This is a genomic window from Bradyrhizobium sp. AUGA SZCCT0431 (genome assembly GCF_018131065.1).
Lineage (GTDB): Bacteria > Pseudomonadota > Alphaproteobacteria > Rhizobiales > Xanthobacteraceae > Bradyrhizobium.
On sequence record NZ_JAFCLR010000005.1, the window covers coordinates 80314 to 97029 of the forward strand.

A 16716-nucleotide genomic window follows, 5' to 3' on the forward strand; every position below is an offset into this window, starting at 1 on the left:
GTTTTTAGCAATGCGATGGTAGCGCTGTCAATAATTGTTCATTTGTCTAGTTTCTTATGGTAAGAGCGCGGAATGGCACGAAAACCGACGAAGTCTGGCAAAATCCGCCTCACCGAGGTCGCCAAGCTGGCTGGCGTGTCGCCAATCACCGCATCCCGCTTCTTCAGAAACCCGGATGCGCTGTCGCTCGCCAAACGCGAGCGCGTCGACAGCGCCGTAAAGGAACTGGGCTATGTGCCCAATCTGGCGGCGCGCGCGCTGGCCTCGCATCGCACCGAAGTCATCGGCGTCGTGATTCCGTCTTTGACCAACAGCGTGTTCGCCGACGTCTTGCGTGGCATTTACGATTCGTCCGAGCAGAGCCGCTACAGCATCCAGCTGACCAATACGCGCTACAGCATCCTGCAGGAAGAGAAGATGCTGCGGCTGTTCAGGGCGCAGAAGCCGGCCGGATTGATCGTGACCGGCATCAACCAGACCGCCGAATCCCGCGCCATCCTGGAGACCATGGATTGCCCGGTCGCGCAGATCATGGAGATCGGCGACAGCCCGGTCGACATGATGATCGGCTTTTCGCATTATGATGCCGGTTTCGCGGCCATTTCGCATATTCTCGAGCAAGGGCGCCGGCGCATCGGCTTCCTCGGCGCGCGGATGGATCCCCGCGTCCAGCGGCGGTTCGACGGCTATCGCGACGCCATGAAGGCGGCCTCGCTGTTCGATCCAAACCTCGTCGTCACAACGACGGTGCCGACCACCGTGACGCTCGGCGGTACGCTGTTCGCCGATCTCATTGCGAAGACGCCTGATATCGACGCGGTGTTCTGCGTCAATGACGACCTCGCGCTCGGCGTGCTGTTCGAATGCCAGCGCCGCCAGATATCGGTTCCCGGCGAGATGGCGATTGTCGGCTTCAACGATCTGGAATTCATGGCCTCCGCCGTCCCCTCCCTCACCAGCGTGCGCACCAATCGCTATGAGATGGGCCGTCACGCCATCACCATGGTGATCGACGCGATCGAGGGCCGCCGGCCGCGGGAACCGGTCCTCGACCTTGGTTTTCAACTGATGATCCGCGAAAGTTCGACGCCGCAGACGGCTTGAGCCTTGTTTCGCAGGGCTCATGCGGGGTTGCATAGAAAATGGTAGCGCTGTCTTTTGGCGCGAACTAGGATCGAACAAGAGAGTCAGGAATTGGATGCGCGGCCGCGTTTGCAGCGGATGAAATTTTGAGCATGGTGGAAACCGCTGCCGTGATTTGAGCCGCCTAGTTTGCAGTGCGGGAGGAACCAATGAAAAAAAATGACAATAATGGTGCCAGCAATGGCAAGGGACGGAAGCTGCGTTCCCTTGAGTGGTTTAACAACCCGCACAATCCGGGGATGACCGCGCTCTATCTGGAGCGCTATCTCAATTACGGCCTGACCCGGGAAGAATTGCAGTCCGGCAAGCCGATCATCGGCATCGCGCAGACCGGTAATGATCTGTCGCCGTGCAACCGCCACCATCTCGAACTGGCGCACCGGGTGCGCGAGGGCATCCGTATGGCCGGCGGCATTGCGATGGAATTCCCGGTGCATCCGATCCAGGAAACCGGCAAGCGCCCGACCGCGGCGCTCGACCGCAACCTCGCCTATCTCGGGTTGGTCGAAATCCTGTTCGGCTATCCGCTCGATGGCGTGGTGCTGACCACCGGCTGCGACAAGACCACGCCAGCCTGCCTGATGGCGGCCGCGACCGTCAATCTGCCCGCTATCGTGCTCTCGGGCGGCCCGATGCTCAACGGCTGGCATCAGGGCAAGCGCACGGGTTCGGGCACCGTGGTCTGGAAGGCGCGCGAAGAACTGGCCGCCGGCGAGATCGACTACGAGCAGTTCATGAATATCGTGGCCTCCTCCGCCCCCTCGGTCGGCCATTGCAACACCATGGGCACGGCCTCCACCATGAATTCGCTGGCGGAAGCGCTCGGCATGTCGCTGCCGGGCTGTGCCGCGATCCCGGCGCCCTACCGCGAGCGCGGCCAGATCGCCTACGAGACCGGCAAGCGCATCGTCGAGATGGTCTGGGAGGATCTCAAACCGTCCGACATCCTGACCCGCAAGGCGTTCGAGAACTGCATCGTGGTGAATTCGGCGATCGGCGGCTCGACCAACGCTCCGATCCATATCAACGCACTGGCGCGCCATATCGGCGTCGATCTGTCGATCGACGACTGGCAGAAGCATGGCCACGACGTTCCCTTGATGGTGAACATGCAGCCGGCCGGCTTCTATCTCGGCGAGGAATACCACCGCGCCGGCGGCCTGCCCGCCGTGGTGCGCGAATTGATGGCGCACAAGCGCATCCACGAGGACGCCAAGACCGTCAACGGCCGCACCATGGGCGAGAATTGCCGCGAGGCGGCCAAGCCCGACGGCGACGTGATCTGGAGCTACGACAAGCCGCTGGTGAAGGATGCCGGCTTCCTGGTGCTGCGCGGCAATCTGTTTGATTCCGCGATCATGAAGACCAGCGTGATCTCGAAGGAATTCCGCGACCGCTATCTGGTCAATCCGAAGGATCCCAACGCCTTCGAAGGCCGTGCCATCGTGTTCGAGGGTCCGGAGGACTATCACGACCGGATCGACGATCCCGCGCTCAATATCGACGAGCACTGCGTCCTGTTCGTGCGCGGCACCGGTCCGATCGGCTATCCCGGCGGCGCCGAGGTCGTGAACATGCAGCCGCCGGCGGCGCTGATCAAACGCGGCATCCTGTCCCTGCCCTGCATCGGCGACGGCCGGCAGTCCGGCACCTCGGGCTCGCCGTCGATCCTCAACGCCACGCCGGAGGCCGCCGCCAATGGCGGGCTTGCGGTGCTGCGGACCGGCGACAAGGTGCGCATCGACCTCAACAAGGGCTCTGCCAATATCCTGATCCCGGAGGCCGAACTGAAGCAGCGCCATGCCGATCTCAAGGCCAATGGCGGTTTCAAATATCCGGCCAACCAGACGCCGTGGCAGGAACTCTATCGCTCGACCGTCGGCCAGCAGGCCACCGGCGCCTGCATGGAGTTCGCGACGCGCTATCAGGATATCGCCGGCACGGTCGGCGTGGCGCGGGATAATCATTAATCGCAACACCGTCATTGCGAGGAGCGTAGCGACGAAGCAATCCATAACCCCGCAGTGGAGAAATGGATTGCGTCGCTTCGCTCGCAATGACGCAAGGAAACACCCGAGACGAATTCCAGGAGAAATGAATGTCTGATCGACTGAAGGGAAAGCGCGCTGTCGTCACCGCCGCGGCGGCGGGCATCGGGCGTGCTTGCGCAATAGCATTCGCGCGCGAAGGCGCCACTGTCATCGCCACCGACATCAATGAAAGCGGCATCGCCACCCTGGGCAAGGAAGGCGTTGCCGAGATGGCTCGGCTCGACGTTCGCAGCACCGCCGACGTCGACGCCTTCGCCAAGCGCGTTGGAAAGATCGACATCCTGCTCAATGCGGCGGGCTTCGTGCACCACGGAACCATCATGGAGTGCTCGGAGGAAGACTGGGATTTCTCGTTCGATCTCAACGTCAAATCGATGCACCGGACCATCAAGGCGTTTTTGCCAGCCATGATGGCAGGCGGCGGCGGCAGCATCGTCAACATCTCGTCCTGCGCGGCGCTCCGGCCACCGGCCAACCGTTATGTCTATAGTGCGTCCAAGGCGGCGGTTTCGCTGCTCACGCGCGCGGTTGCGCTCGACTTCATCAATCAGGGCATCCGCTGCAACAGCATCTGCCCCGGCACCGTGGAGACGCCTTCGATGCTCGATCGCGCGGCCGCCGCTGGCCCGGATGGACGCGAGAAGTTCGTTGCCCGCCAGAAGATGGGCCGACTGGGTACCGCAGAGGAAATCGCGGCCATGGCGATCTATCTTGGGAGCGACGAAAGCGCATTCACCACCGGCGTCGACCTCGTCGTCGATGGCGGCTACATGCTCTAACGGCCACGCGATCAAGGGATTCCAGCATGAACAAGATCGATCTGAACGGCCGCTGCGCCATCGTCACCGGCGGCGCGCAGGGTTTTGGGCGCGCGATCGCCGAACGCTTTGTGGCGTCCGGCGCCAAGGTGGCGATCTGGGACCATGACCTGCCGTTTGCGGAAAAGACTGCCAGGGAAATCGGCGAGAATGTCACCGCGTTCAAGGTCGATGTCTCCGACCTCGCCGCCGTCGAAAACACCCGCGACGCGACGCTGAAGGCGTTCGGCAAGATCGACATCCTGGTCAACAATGCCGGCATCGCCGGTATCAACAAGACGGTGTGGGAAACCGACCTCGACGAATGGCGCAAGGTGATGCGCATCAATCTCGACGGCCCCTTCATCTGCTGCAAGGCCGTGGTGCCGGCGATGCTCGCCAACAAATACGGCCGCATCATCAACATCGCCTCGATCGCCGGCAAGGAAGGCAATCCCAACGCCGCGCATTATTCGGCGTCCAAGGCCGGCCTGATCGCGCTGACCAAGTCGCTCGGCAAGGAACTGGCGGCGCACGACATCCTGGTCAACGCCGTGACGCCGGCGGCGGCCAAGACCGCGATCTTCGACCAGCTGACGCAGCAGCACATCGACTTCATGCTGTCGAAAATCCCGAAGGCCCGCTTCGTGCTGGTGGAAGAACTCGCCGCCATGGTGGCCTGGCTGGCGTCGGAGGACTGCGCCTTCTCGACCGGCGCGGTGTTCGACATCTCCGGCGGCCGGGCGACCTACTAACAAAAATGCAAAAACAACCCCATGCACAGTAGATATGGGGCCTCACGTCCATCCAAAACCGCAAGCTCTAGTATGTTCGGGACACCTGCGTTACCGGTCTCAGCGATCGGCCTGACGTGGTTGCGATCCAGATGCCGACGAAAACCGTGACGATGCCACCGACCAGGTTCCAGCTGAGCGGTTCATGGAGCAATACCGCGCCCACCAGCGACGCTGCGACCGGATTGACGGTGACTGAGATGGCGACGCGGGTCGGCGTGGTGCGCGCCAGCGCGAACGCCCAGAGATAGAAAGTGAGCGCGCTGCCGAAGGCCCCGAGATAGGTGGCGGCGAGCCATTGCGGCATCCCGAAATCGGCGACCGGCGCGAAACTGCCGCGCCAGCACGAAACCACGATCAGCCACGCCGCGCCCACGCCCATCGCCATGGTGGTGAAGGAGATCGGCCCGGAGCGCGCGATGAATGGCTTCGACCAGATGCTGTAGAGCGCCATGCACAAGGCGGCGCCGACCATCAGAAGATCGCCGCGCCAGGCGCCAGGCGGCGCAAAGGCCAGGCCCGACAGCAGCGCGAGTGCGACGCCGAGCATCGCGATGACAACCCCAAGCGATTTGCGCAACGTCAACGCCTCGCTGCCGAGCGCCGCACCGACGACCATTGTCAGCAATGGAAGAGTCGACAAGGCAAGCGCACCCCGCGCTGCTGTAGTGAAGATCAGGGAGGCGTTGAACAGCAGCGGGAACAAGGCAAAGAACAGCACGCCCAAACCGGCCACGGCGGGCCAATCCCGGCGTGCGGGCCAGCGGCCGCCCTGCCACAGCGCCACCGGCAGCAGCAACACGAAGCCGATGCCGAACCGGAACGAGCCGATGGCGAGGGGATCAATCGCGCTCACGAGATAGCGGGTGGCACCGATCGAAGTCCCGCCAAGCGCGCTGGATAATACCGCCGCCAGCACACCCCAAACTTCTCCCATCGGTCAAATCCTCCCCTTTCCGGCTTGCGGGCGAGGATAAGGGAGGGGTACTAATCAACAAATGGAATTTAATTGATGCCAGAAATAACGTATCGTGATGAGCAAGCCCAACCTTGATCCGGATCTGTTGCAGGCATTTGTCGCGGTGGCGGACCACCGCTCCTTCACGCGTGCCGCTATCATGCTGAACCGGACCCAATCGGCCGTGAGCATGCAGATCAAGCGCCTGGAGGATCGCCTCGGCGCAGAACTGTTCAACCGGACCAAGGCGAATGTCGATTTGAGCGCCGCGGGCGAAGGCCTGCTTGGATATGCGCGGCAGATTCTCACGCTCAACGAGGAAGCTGTCGGCAGGCTCGCCGAGCGCAAGATCGAGGGCGTCGTGAGACTCGGCGTGATGGACGATTACGGCACCTGCGTCGTCCCCGCCTTGCTGGCGAGTTTCCTCGCCGGCTATCCGCGTATCCATGTCGAGATGGAAACCGGGCTCACAGCCTCGATGCCGGCAAGGCTCGGCGAAGCCTACGACCTCGTTATCGCGATGCATCCCGAAGGCCGCGGCGAAGGCGAATTCCTGCGCCGCGAACAAGCCGTATGGGCAACCAGCGCTTCTCACGCGGTCGAACAGCAGGAGCCGCTGCCGGTGGCACTGTATCCGCAGGGCTGCCTGTTCCGGAAATGGGCAATCGACGCGCTTGATGCCGCCAGGCGTCCATGGCGGCTGGCTTTCGTCAGCCACAGCCTTGCCGCGGTGGAAGCGGTCGCAGCGCTGGGTCTGGCCGTGACCGTCGTGAAGGCCGGCACCTTTCCGCCGCGATTGCGCGCGCTGTCGGACCATGACGGCCTGCCGGGACTGCCGGCTGCCGACATTTGCCTGCATCGCGCCACTGACCTATCACCGGCAGGCGCGCTTCTCGCCGATCATTTGCGCACCGGCATCTCGAACCGTCGCGATGAGGTGTTATCAAGGCGCGCACCTGACAGCGTTGTTCGCGTTGCCTGAACTGAGTGGACAGTCCCTTGTTTTCAAACATCTCATTGTACGCCGTATCGGTCTGGGTACTGCCGGTCCTGCTCGCCATCACCCTGCATGAGGCCGCCCACGCCTTTGCCGCCTATCGCCTCGGCGACAACACGGCCTGGCAACTCGGCCGGGTCAGCCTCAACCCCTTCAAGCATATCGACCCGTTCGGGACCGTCATTCTCCCCGGATTGCTGCTGCTTTCGCATTCGCCGTTCCTGTTCGGCTACGCCAAGCCGGTGCCGGTGAATTTCCGCAATTTGAACCATCCCCGGCTCGACATGGTCTGGGTGGCGCTGGCGGGCCCGGCTACCAACATCGTCCTGGCCGTGCTGGTGGCCCTTGCCTTCCATATCATGCCCCTGGTGCCCGCGAATGCGGCGCAATGGACCGCGGACAACCTCAAAAATGCGTTCCTGATCAATATCGTGCTGGCGATCTTCAACATGCTGCCGATCCCGCCGCTGGACGGCGGAAGGGTCGCGGTGGGGCTGCTGCCGCGGGTGCTGGCTTACCCGCTGTCGCGGCTGGAACCCTATGGCATGCTGATCCTGATCGGCCTGCTGATCCTGCTGCCGATCCTGGGCAGCCAGCTCGGCCTAAATCTTGATGTTATTTCGGCAATACTACGGACACTGACCGGCTATGTGATCCGCGCGCTTCTCTTTATCACGGGCAACGCATAAACCTGAGATAGAGAACGCCGGACAAGGAGGAGTTGGCTTGGGGCCATGGTGATCAAAGCCGCCGATATGTTGATTGCACGACGCGCCGACACCCGCGCGAGGGCGGATTTTGCCACCTGGAGAATGCTCGCCAAGCTCAACGGCGCTTCCGCCCTGCCCGCCGAGGCGCAAGGTTTTCTCGTCAGCTACAAGCAGCTGCTCGAGAAGATGAGCGATCCCGATGCGTCCGAGGCCACCATCCAGCTCATGTACAAGAGCTATTATGCGGAGATGGGCGGCGCCGGGACCGCACCGGCAATTCCCGCGCGCGCCAGCGACGCCGCGGCCGACACCGGCAACGTCACCGCCTTTCGCCGGCCGCCTGCCAAGCCAAAGGTCGCGGCGTCAGGACCACAGGCGAAGCAGCCCCTGCCTGTGGCGCTGATCTTTGCGTGCCTCGTCGTCGTCTATGTCGGCATCCGGTACTACCTCAAGTAAGCCGAATACCTCCGCCCGTTCCGATCTCATGCTACGATCGGACGCAGGCACATGCGAGGCGCAATGAAGCGGCGCGAATTTATCGTCGGATTGCTTGGGACCTCACTGTGGTCAAGCGCAGTTAACAGCCAGCCACGGGTGCCGACCGTCGGCATCCTGCTTGCCGGCAATCGCGATCCCGCTCCGCTTCTGGCTGTCTTCAAAGACGAGATGCAGCGCCTCGGTTATCTCGAAGGCCAAAACATTCGGATCGATCTCCGATCCGCTCAAGGCAGAGCGGAAGCTCTGCCCCGGCTTGCGAGCGAACTGGTCGAACGCAAGGTCGACGTTATCCTTGCCTGGTTGACGCCGGCCGTCCGCGCCGCCAAGCAGGCAACGACACAAATTCCAATCGTCATGGCAGGCGCAGGCGATCCGGTTGCCACGGGGCTCGTTGCCAGCCTGGTCCGCCCCGGCGGCAACATCACGGGAATGGGTGGAATCACGGATCTGATCGGAAAAAATGTCGAACTGATCCGGGAGTTGCTGCCTTCCGCCAGGAAGCTGGCCGCGTTATGTAACGCCACCGACTCTTACACCAAGCCGTTCCTCGAACAGATCGAGGTGGCCTCTTCCAAAACGGGCTTTGAGCTGCTGACGGTGATGATTCCGGGTCCCGACGATCTTGAATCATCGTTTTCGCGTGTCAGCCGCGATGGGGTGGATGTAGTACTGGTTCAGCCCAGTCTTCCCGTCAGACGCGCCGCCGAACTGGCTGTGGCCGCGCGCTTGCCGGCGGTGTCACCGCTAGAGGGTTTCGTCAGCGATGGCGGATTGCTGTCCTACGCGGGGCGCAGTTCCGACCAGTTCCGGCGAGCCACCCAGTATGTCGACAAGATTTTGAAAGGCGCGCGCCCCGCCGATCTGCCGATACAACTCCCGACCCAGTTCGACCTCAAGATCAATCTCAGGACTGCGAAGGCTATCGGCCTTGCAATCCCGCCCGGCATGCTGGCCCGTGCAGACGAAGTGCTGGAGTAACGCGGCGCAATGCCGGCGGCGCTCCGGGGGCGTGATTTAATTTCAGCCCGCCCGTTTATTGACCGCGAGATGGAATATTCCCTGCACGCACGATCCACCGCAGCAGCTAGGCGGCGAACACGATGCCGGGCATAATGGCGCTGCGAGTTTAGCCAAACATTCAAAAATATCCTTGAAAGATTCCTTGGAGGGGAAATGAAGCGATCCATTGCAGCTTTGGTGATGACCACGAGCCTGGTATTTGCAGGCGCAGCGTTTGCGCAAACGCTCGACAAGGTCGTCAAGGTCGGAAGCCTCGGAGATCAATCAGGTCTTTATGCCGACATCGGCGGCCCCGGCTCCAGCGTCGCCGCGCAGATGGCGATCGATGATTCCGGTTTGCTGGCGAAAGGCTGGAAGATCGAGCTGATCTCGGCGGACCACCAGAACAAGCCTGATGTCGGCGTCAACATCGGCAAGCAGTGGATCGACGTCGAGAAGGTCGATGTGTTCGTCGATCTCGCCAGCTCCGGCGTTGGCCTTGCGATTTCCAACCTTGCCAAGGACAAGAACGTCGTCAATTTGAACTCCGGTTCGGCGTCGTCGGATCTGACCGGCTCGCAGTGCTCGCCGAACACGATTCACTGGGTCTACGACACCTGGATGCTGGCCAACGGCACCGGCAAGGCGCTGGTCAAGTCCGGCGGCGACAGCTGGTTCTTCCTGACGGCGGACTACGCCTTCGGTCACGCGCTCGAACGCGATACGGCTGCGGTCGCCACCGCCAATGGCGGCAAGGTGCTCGGCGGCGTCAAGCATCCGCTCAACAATGCCGACTTCTCCTCTTTCCTGCTGCAGGCGCAGAGCTCGAAGGCGAAGATCATCGGCCTTGCCAATGCCGGCGGCGACACCACCAACTCGATCAAGCAGGCGGCGGAGTTCGGCATCGTCTCCGGCGGGCAGAAGCTCGCGGGCATGCTGATGTTCATCACCGACGTTCACGCGCTCGGGCTGAAGGTCGCGCAGGGCCTGAACTTCACCGAGACGTTCTATTGGGACGCCAACGACAAGACCCGCGCCTTCACCAAGCGCTTCAACGAGAAGCACAAGAAGGGCCCGCCCACCATGGTGCAGGCCGGCGTCTATTCCTCGCTGATCCATTACTTCAAGGCGCTGGAAGCGCTCGGCGGCAATCCGCATGACGGCCGCGCGGTGGTCGCCAAGATGAAGGAAATGCCGACCGACGACGACCTGTTCGGCAAGGGTACGGTCCGCGCCGACGGCCGCAAGATCCATCCGGCCCATCTGTTCGAGGTGAAGAAGCCGGCGGATTCGAAATATCCGTGGGACTATTACAACCTCGTCACCACCATCCCCGCCGACGAAGCTTTCATTCCGCTCGACAAGAGCGTCTGCCCGATGGTGAAGAAGACCTGATCCGGCTAAAATGCCGGCGAGCGATCGCCGGCATTTTTGTGTTGGGCGATCGGTTCGCCCCTTCCCGCGCGACGGCGCGAAACAGGTCCGTTGCGAGATGTTCTGATTCAATTTTCAACAGCTAACCCTATTCGTCGTCCCGGCGAACGCCGGGACCCATACTCCGCGGCGGACACTGTTTGCAGAAGGTCTCTAACGCCAGCGCTCTCACCGATGGGCCGCGGCGTATGGGTCCCCCGATGCGCAATTGCGCATCTGAGCTCAAGGCCGGGACGACGGCGAGGTTGTTGTTGCACCAAGATCCAAACGCGACTTCGCATTCTCGCGACGCATTGCGCCCGAGCTTTGCCAGAAACTTCCCGCCCTCTCGTAAGAGGGCGCAGGGAAGACCGGGTGCGCGCTGCACCCGCGGTCTCGCGTGCGGTTTGCACAAAACAAAGTGCACACGAGCATACAGGCCAGCGGAGAACACCCGGCCTTCCCTGCGCAATGGCTTTACGGCTTATAACGCGATCTCCCCGGTGAACGGGCTTTCTTGCCACCGTCGCCCCTGATCGGCGTTTGGCCTCTCAGGAACTTGACACCAGCAACGGGGTGTCAGGACCACGCGCCTTCGCCGTACGCCTCTGTCGCGTTACGTCTTCGCAACATCGGCGTCCACCGCAACCCGTCCAACGTCCGTGACGACGGCCGACGCCCTCTGAGTGGGACGGGATGGCTATTATGTGCCCCTGATTTGCCCTTCTGGAAAAGCGAAATTTTGCCCGACGGGCCAATTTGTCGCACGTAGCAGTGATTGCCGGCGAAAACGCAAGGCGTGTACGCGAAGCGTCGCGACATCCGGGATTCTTCGCAAACGCAGATATCGCTGCGCTCATCCGGGCTACGGGCCGCACTGCCGGGTCCGCAGTTCGTAGGGTGGGCAAAGCGCAGCGTGCCCACCATTCAGGCCATCGAAGTAGATGGTGGGCACGGCGCAAGAGCGCCTTTGCCCACCCTACTAGCCTACCGAGCCCGAAGCGTCAGAAGCGCGCTGTCACACGGCCTGGGCTACCGAGTGCAGTTCGTTGACGAGCACACGCATGTTCTCGCTGTAGTCGACGGGCACCACGACGAGATGCACGCCGCCTTCGCTGAAAGCTCCCTCCAGCATCGTCGAGAGCTCCGAGACCTTGCCGACGCGCGCGCCCTTGGCGCCGTATGACTTGGCATAGGCGACGAAATCAGGATTGCCGAACTCGAGGCCGAAGTCGGGAAATTCGTCGACTTCCTGTTTCCAGCGGATCATGCCGTAGGCGCGATCCTCCAGTATCAGCACGACGAGGTTCAGCTTGAGCCGCACCGCCGTTTCCAGCTCCTGCGAATTCATCATGAAGCCGCCGTCGCCGCAGACCGCGAGCACGCGCCGGTCCGGATGAATCAATGCCGCCGCGATCGCCGAAGGCAACCCTGCCCCCATGGTCGCGAGTGCGTTGTCGAGCAGCAGCGTATTGGCGACGCTGGTGCGATAGTTGCGCGCGAACCAGATCTTGTACATGCCGTTGTCGAGGGCCACGATGCCATCCGGCGGGATGACCCCGCGAACGTCGTGCACGATGCGCTGCGGCGTCAGCGGAAACCGGTCCTCGGTCGACCGCTCGGCAAGGTGGGCAAGAATCCCTTCGCGCAAACTTAGCAATGCCGAGGCGTTGGGGAGCTTGCCTTCGAGGCGATCGGCGAGCGCGGCAAGGCCGGCACCGACGTCGCCGACGATCTCGGCCTGCGGGAAGTAGACCTGCTCCACCGTCGCCGGCGTGACGCCGACATGGATCACCTGCGGTCCGTCATGGCCCATCAGGAACGGCGGCTTCTCGACGGTGTCATGGCCGATCGAAATGATCAGGTCGGCCTGGTCGATGGCCTCGTGCACCCAATCGCGTTCCGACAGTGCCGCCGTGCCCATGTAGAGATTGGAGCCGGCATTGACGGCGCCCTTGCCCATCTGGGTGTTGAAGAACGGAATCTTGCATCGCCGCACGAACGCCGACAGCGGCTCGGCGAGTTGCGGGCGGCTCGCCGCGGCGCCCAGCATCACGAGCGGCTTTTTGGCGGCCATGATCATGGCAGCGGCGCGATCGATCGCCGCTGATGGCGCCACCGGCAGCTCGACGCTGTGCGGCGGAATCATATCGGCGATGGCGTCGTCGGCCGCGATGTCCTCGGGCAGTTCGAGATGCACCGGGCCCGGCCGCTCCTGCTGAGCCACACGGAAGGCGTCGCGAACCAGGGTCGGAATACTCTGTGCTGACACGATCTGCGTCGCCATCTTGGTCAGCGGCCGCATGGTTGCGACGATGTCGACGATCTGAAAGCGCGCCTGACGGCTGCTCCGGATCGCCTTTTGCCCTGTGAGCATCACCATCGCCATCGCGCCGAGATGCGCGTAGGCCGCTGATGTCGTCAGATTGAGCGCGCCGGGACCGAGCGTCGTCAGACAGACGCCCGCCCGTCCGGTAAGCCGCCCGTAGGTGGCCGCCATGAAGCCGGCGGCCTGCTCGTGCCGCGTCAGCACGAGCTTGATCTTCGAGCGCCGCAGCGACTCCAGCACGTCGAGGTTCTCCTCGCCGGGAATGGCGAAGATGTATTCGACGCCCTCGTTTTCGAGGGCCGCCACCAAGAGATCGGAGGCTTTTGTCACGCGGCTCCCCTCACTCCCGGCTCCGCTTTCTCCGCCCGGTGCGGCAGCGTCCAGTCCGGCCGGATGAAGTGGCAGGTGTAACCGTCAGGATATTTCTCCAGATAGTCCTGATGCTCGGGCTCCGCCTCCCAGAATGGGCCGGCCGGCGCCACCTCGGTGACGACCTTGCCGGGCCAAAGACCGGATGCATCGACGTCAGCGATGGTGTCTTCCGCGACCCGCTTCTGCTCATCATTGGTATAGAAGATGGCCGACCGGTAGCTCGGGCCCAAATCATTGCCCTGGCGGTTCAACGTCGAAGGATCATGGATCTGAAAAAAGAACTCCAGCAGCTTGCGGTAGCTGATGGTTTTCGGATCGAAGATGATCTCGATGCCCTCCGCATGATTGCCGTGGTTGCGATAGGTCGCGTTCGGCACCTCGCCGCCGGTATAGCCCACCCGCGTTGAAATCACGCCGGGATAGCGGCGCAGCAAATCCTGCACACCCCAGAAGCAGCCACCGGCAAGGACTGCGCGTTCCGTCGAAACCGTCATGTCGGTCCTCCCTTCGCTTCGCTGCGGGCGTCATTCCCCGCAAGCCATCAAGCGCGCATAATGCGGCCGAACGATGCCAAATTGCAAACAGCAACAACAAGCGGCTGCTTTGCGCCAGAAGCGTTCGAGTTGCATTAGCGATCCGGCAGCCCACGCTCGGCTGACGAAGCAGCAGCGGGCACGCCTATTGCCCACGACCCTGCTGGCTCCGTCATGTCGGCGGCAGCGCAGATCCCAGAATCTGGCGTTCAAGCCTCGCCGATCTCACGGCCCGAATCGATCCCTACTCCGTAGTAATCAGCACTGCCCGCCGATCTGAATTTCAGAGTAAGCTCGCCTGCCCGCTGGAAGGCCATTGCCGTATCACTCGCCGTGAGCGCCACGGTAGTGGTTATGTCTGAAAGGCTTCCACCCGCAGCGGCCGCAAGCACCGCTGAAATCATCGTGGGTTCATCCGGTGCTTCCGCTATGATTAGCCAATCGTAGGGTCCCAAAGTCAGATACCAACTGATCAGTCGAGCACCGGCGGCGGCGAACAGCTCCGCGACCGCCTCGGAACGGTCCTCCGGCTTCGCAGTCATCCCCTTGATGGCCGCTGCGGTGTAACGACCTTGAGAAATGTAAATCGTCATGCTGGCCTCCTCTGCATTCGCTGGTGGTCCATTCTCCGAAGTAACGTCGTGTCGCGGTGATGTTCGCATTAGCATTGCAATCGAATGTCCGAAATGGGGGGTGGGCTCAATTGGTCAGCGCAACACTCTAATCTTTTGGCAAAGATGGAGTGTGGACATGAAGCAGCGACGTCGCATTTACTACTCGGCGGCCCAGCGATCCGAGATCTGGGATCGCTGGCAGGCCGGCGAGCCGATGAGTTCGATCGGACGCCGATTTGACCGGGAGTCCTCGTCGGTCTTCTCAGTGATCTCGCCGAGCGGCGGCATTCGTCCTCCGGATCGGCACCGTGCCAACAGGCGCTCAGCCTTTCTGAACGAGAGGAGATCTCTCGATGGCTCAGCATGCACTGCTCGTGGTGGTCGCTTGCGCGTCAAAAAACCGGACGTTCCCTGAAAATCAGGTGTCGGACCCAATCCCGATGCCTGGCCGCATTCCGACCCCAATTGGCTGATTCCCCCTCGCCTCTTCGCCGCAAAGTGCTAGAATTTAGATATGTCCTGAATGACCGAATGACACTTCGCGAGCTCATCGCTTTCGTCGGCGCCTCGGCTTCAGTTCGCCGGAACGAGAAAAGAGCGCAGCTCTGCCATCGGCACAAGGGAGGACATCATGCTCGACAAGGCCCCGGACGGAAAAATGTCTGATCTGCTCAACGCGTTCGACAAAGCGCTGTCCGCTGGCGAGGTGGAACGCGCCGTCGATCTCTTTCAGACTGACTGCTACTGGCGCGACCTCGTGACCTTCACCTGGAACATCAAGACAATGGAGGGCAAGGAACAGGTTCACGACATGCTCAAGGCGCGGCTCTCCGATACGAAGCCGTCGAGCTGGAGAATTGCGGACGGAGAGGACGCTTCCGAAGCAGATGGAATAATAGAGAGCTGGATACAATTCGAAACGGAGGTCGCGCGTGGCTTTGGCCACATCCGCCTGAAAGACGGCCGGATCTGGACGTTGCTGACGACCATGAGCGAACTCAAGGGACACGAAGAGGCAGTGGGCTTCGACCGTCCGATGGGGGCAAAACACGGCGCCGAACGCAATCGAAAAACGTGGAAGGAAGAACGCGAGGCCGAAGCCGCCGAACTCGGATACTCGCGTCAGCCCTATTGCGTCATTGTTGGTGGCGGTCAGGGCGGCATCGCACTCGGAGCCCGGCTGCGCCAGCTCAATGTGCCGACAATCATCATCGAAAAGAACGAACGACCTGGCGACAGCTGGCGCAAACGTTACAAGTCCCTCTGCCTGCATGATCCGGTTTGGTATGATCATCTGCCCTATCTGCCGTTTCCCCGGAACTGGCCGGTTTTCTCACCGAAGGACAAGATCGGGGACTGGCTCGAAATGTATGCAAAGGTGATGGAGCTCAACTACTGGGGCGCCACCGAATGCAAGAAGGCATCCTACGACGAGAAGAGCCGCGAATGGACCGTCATCGTGCAGCGCGACGGCAAGGAAGTCGTCCTCAAGCCAAGACAGCTCGTACTTGCGACGGGGATGTCAGCCAAGGCCAACATCCCGAACTTCGAAGGCATGGACATTTTCAAGGGCGATCAGCACCATTCGTCGCAGCATCCGGGACCGGACAAATACAAAAACAAGAAAGCCGTGGTGATCGGCTCGAACAATTCCGCCCACGATATTTGTGCCGCGCTTTGGGAAGCCGGAGCGGACGTTACCATGGTTCAGCGCTCGACGACCCACGTTGTGAAGTCGGACTCGCTGATGGAGCTCGGATTGGCCTCGCTTTACTCCGAACAGGCGGTCCAGTCTGGAATGACGACGGCCAAGGCCGACCTGATCTTTGCGTCACTGCCTTACAAGATTCTGCACGAGTTCCAGATCCCGGTTTATAACGCGATCAGGGAACGCGATGCCGATTACTACAAGCGCCTCGAGAAGGCAGGCTTCCTGCTCGATTATGGTGACGACGATTCCGGTTTGTTCATGAAATACCTGCGGCGTGGATCCGGATACTACATCGACGTCGGCGCTTCGGAATTGGTAGCCAATGGCAGCATCAAGCTGAAAAGCGGCGTCGATGTCAAAAAGCTCACGGAACATTCCGTCATCTTGACCGACGGGACCGAGCTGCCGGCTGATCTCGTCGTTTACGCCACCGGGTACGGTTCGATGAACGGCTTCGCCGCGGACCTGATCTCCAGGGAAGTTGCCGACAAGGTAGGTAAGGTCTGGGGACTAGGCTCGAATACGACCAAAGACCCCGGCCCATGGGAAGGCGAACAGCGAAATATGTGGAAGCCGACGCAGCAGGAGGGGCTTTGGTTCCATGGCGGTAACCTGCACCAGTCACGCCACTACTCCCAGTTTCTGTCCCTCCAGTTGAAAGCGAGAATGGAAGACATTCCCACACCGGTTTACGGCCTCCAGAAGGCCCACCATCTGAGCTGATTGCCTATTCGATTGCTTTGAGCAGGTCTGGAGACGGCGCCTATAGGCCGGCCCGGCCGGTCTGCTGATGTCCG

Annotated in this window: 15 protein-coding genes; 10 read left to right on the forward strand and 5 right to left on the reverse strand. The window is 61.7% G+C overall.

Going from position 1 to position 16716, the window contains the following annotated elements:
• Positions 1-72 precede the first annotated feature (72 nt).
• From JQ567_RS06200 to JQ567_RS06215, 4 genes are all read left to right on the forward strand, one after another.
• Positions 73-1104 carry a LacI family DNA-binding transcriptional regulator gene (locus JQ567_RS06200; RefSeq protein ID WP_212034179.1) on the forward strand — a complete coding sequence of 344 codons (1032 nt, stop codon included), beginning with the start codon at positions 73-75 and terminating at the stop codon, positions 1102-1104.
• Positions 1105-1292: 188 nt separating this feature from the next.
• Complete coding sequence (locus tag JQ567_RS06205; protein WP_212437993.1) at positions 1293-3113, forward strand: IlvD/Edd family dehydratase; 1821 nt, start codon at positions 1293-1295, stop codon at positions 3111-3113.
• A gap of 128 nt (positions 3114-3241) precedes the next feature.
• Positions 3242-3973, forward strand: coding sequence for an SDR family oxidoreductase (locus JQ567_RS06210; protein ID WP_212437994.1), 732 nt, complete (start codon positions 3242-3244; stop codon positions 3971-3973).
• A gap of 26 nt (positions 3974-3999) precedes the next feature.
• On the forward strand, positions 4000-4746 hold the full coding sequence (locus tag JQ567_RS06215; protein WP_212437995.1) for an SDR family NAD(P)-dependent oxidoreductase: 747 nt from the start codon (positions 4000-4002) through the stop codon (positions 4744-4746).
• 67 nt (positions 4747-4813) lie between these two features.
• On the opposite strand, the gene JQ567_RS06220 is transcribed toward JQ567_RS06215, so the two are convergent.
• Complete coding sequence (locus JQ567_RS06220; RefSeq protein WP_212437996.1) at positions 4814-5722, reverse strand: DMT family transporter; 909 nt, start codon at positions 5720-5722, stop codon at positions 4814-4816.
• 97 nt (positions 5723-5819) lie between these two features.
• Between JQ567_RS06220 and JQ567_RS06225 the strand changes: the two genes are divergently transcribed.
• The 5 genes from JQ567_RS06225 (at position 5820) to JQ567_RS06245 (ending at position 10342) form a co-directional block, all read left to right on the forward strand.
• A complete protein-coding gene (locus JQ567_RS06225) occupies positions 5820-6725 on the forward strand; it encodes a LysR family transcriptional regulator (RefSeq protein ID WP_212437997.1) in 906 nt (301 codons plus the stop codon).
• Positions 6726-6742: 17 nt separating this feature from the next.
• Positions 6743-7429, forward strand: coding sequence for a site-2 protease family protein (locus JQ567_RS06230; RefSeq protein WP_212437998.1), 687 nt, complete (start codon positions 6743-6745; stop codon positions 7427-7429).
• A 45-nt stretch (positions 7430-7474) separates the two neighbouring features.
• Positions 7475-7906 (forward strand): hypothetical protein, encoded by a 432-nt coding sequence (locus tag JQ567_RS06235; RefSeq protein ID WP_249165283.1) that lies wholly within the window; start codon positions 7475-7477, stop codon positions 7904-7906.
• 63 nt (positions 7907-7969) lie between these two features.
• Entirely contained in the window at positions 7970-8926 is a 957-nt protein-coding gene (locus JQ567_RS06240) for an ABC transporter substrate-binding protein (RefSeq protein WP_212437999.1), read from the forward strand.
• A 195-nt stretch (positions 8927-9121) separates the two neighbouring features.
• Positions 9122-10342, forward strand: coding sequence for an ABC transporter substrate-binding protein (locus JQ567_RS06245; protein ID WP_212438000.1), 1221 nt, complete (start codon positions 9122-9124; stop codon positions 10340-10342).
• Positions 10343-11378: 1036 nt separating this feature from the next.
• On the opposite strand, the gene JQ567_RS06250 is transcribed toward JQ567_RS06245, so the two are convergent.
• The 4 genes from JQ567_RS06250 to JQ567_RS38595 form a co-directional block, all read right to left on the reverse strand.
• Positions 11379-13019 (reverse strand): acetolactate synthase large subunit, encoded by a 1641-nt coding sequence (locus tag JQ567_RS06250; protein ID WP_212438001.1) that lies wholly within the window; start codon positions 13017-13019, stop codon positions 11379-11381.
• On the reverse strand, positions 13016-13555 hold the full coding sequence (gene msrA / locus JQ567_RS06255; protein WP_212438002.1) for a peptide-methionine (S)-S-oxide reductase MsrA: 540 nt from the start codon (positions 13553-13555) through the stop codon (positions 13016-13018). The genes JQ567_RS06250 and msrA overlap by 4 nt, the downstream gene beginning before the upstream one ends.
• A gap of 248 nt (positions 13556-13803) precedes the next feature.
• Positions 13804-14187, reverse strand: coding sequence for a GYD domain-containing protein (locus JQ567_RS06260; RefSeq protein ID WP_212438003.1), 384 nt, complete (start codon positions 14185-14187; stop codon positions 13804-13806).
• Between the two features lie 180 nt (positions 14188-14367).
• Positions 14368-14496: a hypothetical protein gene (locus JQ567_RS38595; protein WP_283816465.1), complete on the reverse strand. Its 129-nt coding sequence runs from the start codon at positions 14494-14496 to the stop codon at positions 14368-14370.
• Between the two features lie 343 nt (positions 14497-14839).
• Here JQ567_RS38595 and JQ567_RS06265 point away from each other — a divergent pair, with 343 nt between their 5' ends.
• Positions 14840-16642: an NAD(P)/FAD-dependent oxidoreductase gene (locus JQ567_RS06265; RefSeq protein ID WP_212438004.1), complete on the forward strand. Its 1803-nt coding sequence runs from the start codon at positions 14840-14842 to the stop codon at positions 16640-16642.
• Positions 16643-16716: the final 74 nt, after the last annotated feature.